Source organism: Arthrobacter sp. APC 3897 (assembly GCF_030407495.1).
Classification (GTDB): Bacteria; Actinomycetota; Actinomycetes; order Actinomycetales; family Micrococcaceae; genus Arthrobacter_B.
On the sequence record NZ_JASDDG010000024.1, the window covers coordinates 66701 to 72700 of the forward strand.

8 protein-coding genes are annotated in these 6000 nt (G+C 65.8%); 3 read left to right on the forward strand and 5 right to left on the reverse strand.

Going from position 1 to position 6000, the window contains the following annotated elements; translation table 11 throughout:
- Window positions 1–22: 22 nt before the first annotated feature.
- The 3 genes from QMA10_RS12505 (at window position 23) to QMA10_RS12515 (ending at window position 2233) form a co-directional block, all read left to right on the forward strand.
- Complete coding sequence (locus tag QMA10_RS12505) at window positions 23–622, forward strand: FABP family protein (RefSeq protein WP_290168815.1); 600 nt, start codon at window positions 23–25, stop codon at window positions 620–622.
- Between the two features lie 62 nt (window positions 623–684).
- On the forward strand, window positions 685–1776 hold the full coding sequence (locus QMA10_RS12510; protein WP_290168817.1) for a glycine cleavage T C-terminal barrel domain-containing protein: 1092 nt from the start codon (window positions 685–687) through the stop codon (window positions 1774–1776).
- A gap of 55 nt (window positions 1777–1831) precedes the next feature.
- Complete coding sequence (locus QMA10_RS12515; RefSeq protein ID WP_290168818.1) at window positions 1832–2233, forward strand: ankyrin repeat domain-containing protein; 402 nt, start codon at window positions 1832–1834, stop codon at window positions 2231–2233.
- Between the two features lie 27 nt (window positions 2234–2260).
- Here QMA10_RS12515 and QMA10_RS12520 read toward each other — a convergent pair whose 3' ends face one another.
- The 5 genes from QMA10_RS12520 to QMA10_RS12540 form a co-directional block, all read right to left on the reverse strand.
- A complete protein-coding gene (locus QMA10_RS12520; RefSeq protein ID WP_290168820.1) occupies window positions 2261–2980 on the reverse strand; it encodes a GNAT family N-acetyltransferase in 720 nt (239 codons plus the stop codon).
- 43 nt (window positions 2981–3023) lie between these two features.
- A complete protein-coding gene (locus QMA10_RS12525; RefSeq protein ID WP_290168822.1) occupies window positions 3024–4052 on the reverse strand; it encodes a 6-phosphofructokinase in 1029 nt (342 codons plus the stop codon).
- A 130-nt stretch (window positions 4053–4182) separates the two neighbouring features.
- Window positions 4183–4422 carry a PspC domain-containing protein gene (locus tag QMA10_RS12530; protein ID WP_290168823.1) on the reverse strand — a complete coding sequence of 80 codons (240 nt, stop codon included), beginning with the start codon at window positions 4420–4422 and terminating at the stop codon, window positions 4183–4185.
- Window positions 4423–4426: 4 nt separating this feature from the next.
- The gene (locus QMA10_RS12535; RefSeq protein WP_290168825.1) at window positions 4427–4684 is read right to left on the reverse strand and encodes a hypothetical protein; all 258 of its coding nucleotides are present in this window, start codon (window positions 4682–4684) and stop codon (window positions 4427–4429) included.
- A 29-nt stretch (window positions 4685–4713) separates the two neighbouring features.
- Window positions 4714–6000, reverse strand: a 1287-nt coding sequence (locus QMA10_RS12540; protein WP_290168827.1) for a PspC domain-containing protein, incomplete at its 5' end; no start/stop codon positions are given.

Below are 6000 nucleotides of genomic sequence, written 5' to 3' on the forward strand. Positions count from 1 at the left end.
ACCGAAGGAAGAGGTCAGCGCCATGCCCATGGAGATTCCCACAGATCTGACCCCTGAACTCGTGCCGCTGTCCTGGCTGCTCGGTGTCTGGGAAGGTTCCGGCAGGCTGGGAGAGGGTGAAGCCGATTCCGAGCACTTCACCCAGCGTGTGACCTTCACCCAGAACGGCCTGCCGTACCTGAAGTACGACGCCGAAAGCTGGCTCACTGACGAAGAGGGCACTGTCCTGCGCCCGCTCGCCGTTGAGACAGGATTCTGGGCACTCGACCGGCCCCTGAATGATGCAGACGGCGGCCCCGGGCTGACCCCGGCGGATATCGTCCCGGCTCTGCGCAGCGCCGACGAAGTCGAAAAGCTCCGCAATGACGGCGGCGGCTTCGACATCACCGCCACCATCGTCCATCCCGGCGGTATCGCAGAGCTGTACTACGGCCAGATCAAGGGTCCGCAGATCCAGCTGACCACCGACCTGGTCATGCGGGGTGTCAACTCCAAGGAATACACCGCCGCCACCCGCATCTTCGGACTGGTTAACGGCGACCTGTACTGGCGCTGGGATGTAGCGGAGGGCGGCAACGCCCTGAAGGCCCACGCCTCCGCCATCCTGAAGAAAACCTCCTAGGCATTCCGCGGCTGCGGACAAGACCGCGGAATAGCCGCACCCGCAAGGACGTTGAACCCGTTATGACTTATCTCAGCCCCCTCCTGTCCCGCCACGGTGCGGTGGAAGCCGGCGGACTCGACGCCGGAGTCGCAGCCCACTACGGCGATCCCCTGCGCGAGCAGCGGGAGCTGGCCCGCGGCAACGCCGTCACCGACCTGTCCCACCGCGGCATTGTCACTGTCACCGGTCCCGATCGTCTCAGCTGGCTGAACACCCTGTCATCGCAGAGCGTGAGCGACCTGCAGCCCGGCGGAAGCTCGGAGCTGCTGCTGCTCAGCGTCCAGGGACGCATTGAGCACGACGCACGGATCCTGGATGACGGGAACACCGCCTGGCTGATCGTGGAAGCCGAGGAGGCCCCGGTCCTGGCCCGGTTCCTGGAGCGGATGAAGTTCATGCTCCGGGTGGAGGTGACCGATGCCAGCGCCGACTGGGCCGTTGTTGGATCAGTGGCACCGGTGGAGGCCTGGGGAAGCTACTCCGTCTGGACCGATCCCTGGCCCAACATTGGTGCCGGCGGTTTCGCCTACACCGGCGTCCCTGAGGATTCCCATCCGGGACGAGACCGCCCCTGGCATGAGTATCTGATTCCTGCCGCCGAGCTGGAACAGGCCGTCACGGACTCCGGGCGTACCCTCGCCGGCACCATGGCGTCCGAGGCCCTCCGGATTGCCGCCTGGCGTCCCCGGCTGGGTGCGGAGACCGACGACAAGACCATTCCGCACGAGCTGGACCTGATCCGGACGGCGGTCCATCTGGCGAAGGGCTGCTACAAGGGCCAGGAAACCGTGGCCCGTGTCCACAACCTCGGGCATCCGCCCCGCCGGCTGGTGTTCCTGCAGCTGGACGGTTCCCAGCACACGCTTCCCGCCCCGGGCAGTGCGGTGATGCTGGGCGAGCGAAAGGTGGGAACGGTAACGTCCGTCGCCCAGCACTATGAAATGGGTGCCGTGGCACTGGCCGTGATCAAGCGCTCCGTGGACCCGGCGGCAGAGCTGGTGGTGGACGACGACGGTGAGCCGTACGCAGCCGCGCAGGAAATCATTGTTGCCCCGGACGCCGGCCAGGTTGTGGGCCGTGCCAGCGGCTTCCTGCGCCCGCCCAGGGCCTAGCGGCGTTCAGCGCTGAAACAAGTTGGACCGATGTATGCCAAGTGAAAGGAACTCCATGAGCACCCCGGAATCCCGCCCGGAGATTGACGATGACATCATTGAACTGGCCGGCTTGGTGTTCGATGCTGCGCGTGCCGGTGACACGGAAGGAATCCGGACGTACCTGGATGCCGGCGTACCGGTGAACCTGACCAACGGTTCCGGCGACACGCTGGTGATGCTGGCCTCCTATCACGGCCATGAGGGCCTGACCGCACTGCTGGTTGAGCGGGGCGCGGATGTGAACACCCAAAATGACCGGGGCCAGACCCCGCTGGCAGGTGCCGTCTTCAAGGGCTACGCCGCCATCTTTCGGATCCTGGTTGAAGGGGGAGCAGACCCCGACGCCGGTTCGCCCAGTGCACGCGAAACCGCAGGGTTCTTCCAGCGGCAGGAAATGCTGGATCTGCTGAAATAACTGCAGGCCGGGGACCGGCTGGCAGAGCTAGGCGGTTAGCTGGACTTCGGAGCGGATCCCGACGGCAAGGAAACCTGCTCCGGCCGCCGTCCGGGCCGCCCCGATGTTGTCCAGCGGCGTACGGTACTGCGGGATCAGCCCGGCGGCCATGGACTCTTCCACGGCAATGGCCGTGACGTAGCGTCCCAGTCCGTGCCGGCGGCTGGACGGCGCGGTGAGCGTGGAGATGTCGGCCAGGATGCCGTCCCGGATGCTGTAACCTGCTCCGGCCAGCGGAACCGGAACGTCTGCACTGTCATCGACGACGATGAACATCGATTCCTTGCCGGCCAAGCCTGCCTCAGCGACGTCGTCGGGCGGGCACAAACGCTCCAACTGGACGGCAATCTCCGGATCCTCCGAGACAGTCAGCTCTTCCGCCGGTTCCAGGGGTTCAGGGAAGGCATCGGCAAAACACAGGCGCTCGGATCCAACGGTTCTTCCGCCGTACTCCATGGACAGCCCGGCGAGGGACGTGTGGCGGCTGAGCTCCTCTGCGCTCATGCCCCGGGCACGCCGGGCGGCCCACTCAGGCCCGCAAAAGACTTCACGGCCGAAAAGGCGCATAAACGATACGCTGCGGGATTCATCCTGCACGCTGTAGATTCGCGTACCGTCCCCCGCTGCCGACAGGGCATCATCTGCCAAACCCAGGCGGCGGGACCAGGCGAGCTGGATGATCGCAATTGTTCCCGGATCCAAAGTCATACGTTTCAACCTACACCCGGTCCCGTTTGTTGCCCGTGCGCCGTCAGCCGAAGAGAATGGATGCTTCGTCGTAGCGGTGCCGGGGAACTGTCTTGAGGTTGTCCAGCGCCTTCTCGAAGCCCACGTGCACAATATCCGTCCCGTGCAGGGCCACCATGGTTCCCCACAGTCCGTCGATCACGGAATCGATGGCAGCCATGCCCAGCCGTGTGGCCAGCACCCGGTCGTACGCGGTGGGGACACCTCCGCGCTGGATGTGTCCCAGCACGGTGGCACGGGTTTCAATACCGGTCCGGGCTTCGATCTCCGGGGCCAGCAATTCTCCGATCCCGCCCAGCCGCGGCCGGCCGAAGGCATCCAGCCCGCGTTCTGAGTGCGGGGACTCCATGTCCGTGGTGACGAACCCTTCAGCTACGACGACGAGCGGGGCACGGCCGCGGTCGCGGGCCTGGGTAACCCACTCGGCAATTTGGTCCAGGCTCTGCGGATTCTCCGGAATGAGGATGGCGTGTGCACCGGCAGCCATTCCGGAGTGAAGAGCGATCCACCCGACGTGGCGTCCCATGACTTCGGCCACCATGCAGCGGTGGTGGGACTCGCCGGTGGTCCGCAGCCGGTCGATGGCTTCGGTGGCGATCTGTACGGCGGTGTCGAAACCGAAGGTGTAATCGGTGGCGTCGAGGTCGTTGTCCACGGTCTTGGGGACGCCGACAATATTCAACCCTGCGTCAGTGAGGCGCTGCGCGGCGGCCAGCGTGCCCTCGCCGCCGATCGCGATGATGGCATCGACGCCGAGCCGGTCCATGGTGGCCTTGATTTTCTCCGGCCCGCCGTTGGGTCCCTCGAAGGGATTGGTGCGGGAGGTCCCCAGGATGGTTCCACCCTGTTTCGAAATACCGCGGACGCTGGTTCGGGGGAGATCAATGATGTCTCCGTCCACCACTCCGCGCCACCCGTCCAGGAACCCGACGAACTCCTGGTTGTGGACCTTGATGCCCTTGAGGACGGCTCCGCGGATCACCGCGTTGAGTCCGGGGCAGTCGCCCCCACTGGTCAGGATGCCGATCTTCATGGTTAAACCTCTGGTTCAGTTTGGCAGCGGGTGGATCCTCAGCCTTGATTCTAGCCATCACCGGGCCGCCAGCCATCGAACCGGGGGTCCAACCGGCCCGAAGGAGCCAAAACAGCCCGCCGGTCTATGGTTATCGTCTGCCGATCAGCTGCTCCAGTGCGATGCTCCCGTCCACCTTGGGCAGCAGCAGCCAGGCGGCGAGATACGTCCAGACGCCGACAAAGGGCAGCAGGAAACTGAGCAGGACGGCAATCCGCACTACCGAGACGTCCCAGCCGTACCGCACGGCCAGTCCGGCGCACACGCCGCCGGCCCAGCCCCGGGTCCTGCGGATGGGGGAAGAACGCAGAATGTCAAAGAAACGGTTCATGGTTTCAGCTTGCCTGTTCGTTGGAAGGGGAGTGGGCGTTTCCGCCCCCGGTGAAATGCTTCCGCCCGCCCAGGACGGAGACTGCGCCGCCGAGCAGCAGGGCACCGCCGCCCCCCAGCATCAGGCCCAGAAGTACCGCCAAGGGATCCAGCGTAATGTCGGTCAGCAGCCAGGCAAGGATCAGGACCGCAACGGCGATGATCAGCAGGCCCCAGACAATGGTGCCGGTCCGGACCGGCCTGCGCACGGAAGCGGGTTCCACGGACGAGTCCCCGGGGAAGTGCGAAGCATTCATTGGTTCAGGTCGCTTTCATTCACGGTCACCAGGACGTTGCTGGCGACTCCCTTGATGCGGACCACGAGGGGTTCGCCGGCTGTGTCATTCATGCGTTCGTCCGCCGTTTTCCAGATCCCGCCGGATTCGCTGCGGGTGACACCGTCGTCAATCTGGACGTTCCCGGCAAACATGTCCGCCCGGACGAGGACGGGGATGTCATCCGGGACCAGGACGGTGAGGTCGCTTGCAGCCAGATTGATCGGAACCTCAACAGACGGGTCTGTTTCGTCCGCCAGATAACGCAGGTCCAGATGGCCGTCGGCGGCCGCGAGCGTGTAGCCGCCGGTGGCCGGCGAAGACGAAGTGGGGGACCAGTCTGCGTCATTGGCGACGACGACTGTGTCAAACGTGCCCATGTTGGTACCGGTAACACCGGCACCAACAAGCGCTGCAACGGCGGTGAGGCCTAGAACGCCGGAGGAACGGCCCAGGGACCCGAGGATCACGATGCCGAGTCCGTTGGCCGCGGCGCCGGCAGCAAGTGCCACCGCCACCGGTGTCCCGATGTTGAGAACCGAGGCGTAATCGAGGGTCAGGACGACGCCGATGGTCAGCAGCACAGCACCGAGGACAACGGCCGCTTCGGCGGCTCCGGGCGTGGTCCGCGGCCGGCGGGGCGGGACTGCGGCAGGCCGTACCGATGACCCCGCCGGCCTTCGCGCAGTGTCTCTTTGCGCGGTGTCTTGTTGCACGCTTTGCACGGTGTAAGGGGCAGTGCCCGGCGTGGAATCCGCGGCATAGGGTGCCGGGGACACTGGCGGCATGGACGGCGCAGGCGAGTTAGGAGTGGAGGCACCGCGCGCGGCCCCGCGGCCTCCACGGGTGAAAAGCCAGTAGACCAGCAGACCCAGACCGCCAACCCAGAACAGCGTCCAGAAAAATCCGCCCAGCACCCCGTCGCCTGCCCAGAAAATGCTGGGACTCCCGCCGCCCAGAAGGCACGCCACGAGGGCCCCGGTGGTACCGGTCGTCCACGTCCCGCGCAGGGCTTCCTCGGCATGAATGCGCCCGTCGGGCTCCGGCAGGAACGCCCAGGCCAGACCGTAGAGCAGGAGTCCGCCGCCAAAAAGGCCCAGGACAATGAACAGGCCGCGCACCAGGACCGGATCCAGTCCGGTGCGGGCAGCGATTCCGGAACAGACACCGCCCAGCCAGCGGTCGTCTTCCCCCCGGACGATGCCCAGGGACCGGAGCCAGGTGAAGAAGCCGTTGGGCCGGGGCAGGGGGCGGGTTGGATTCCC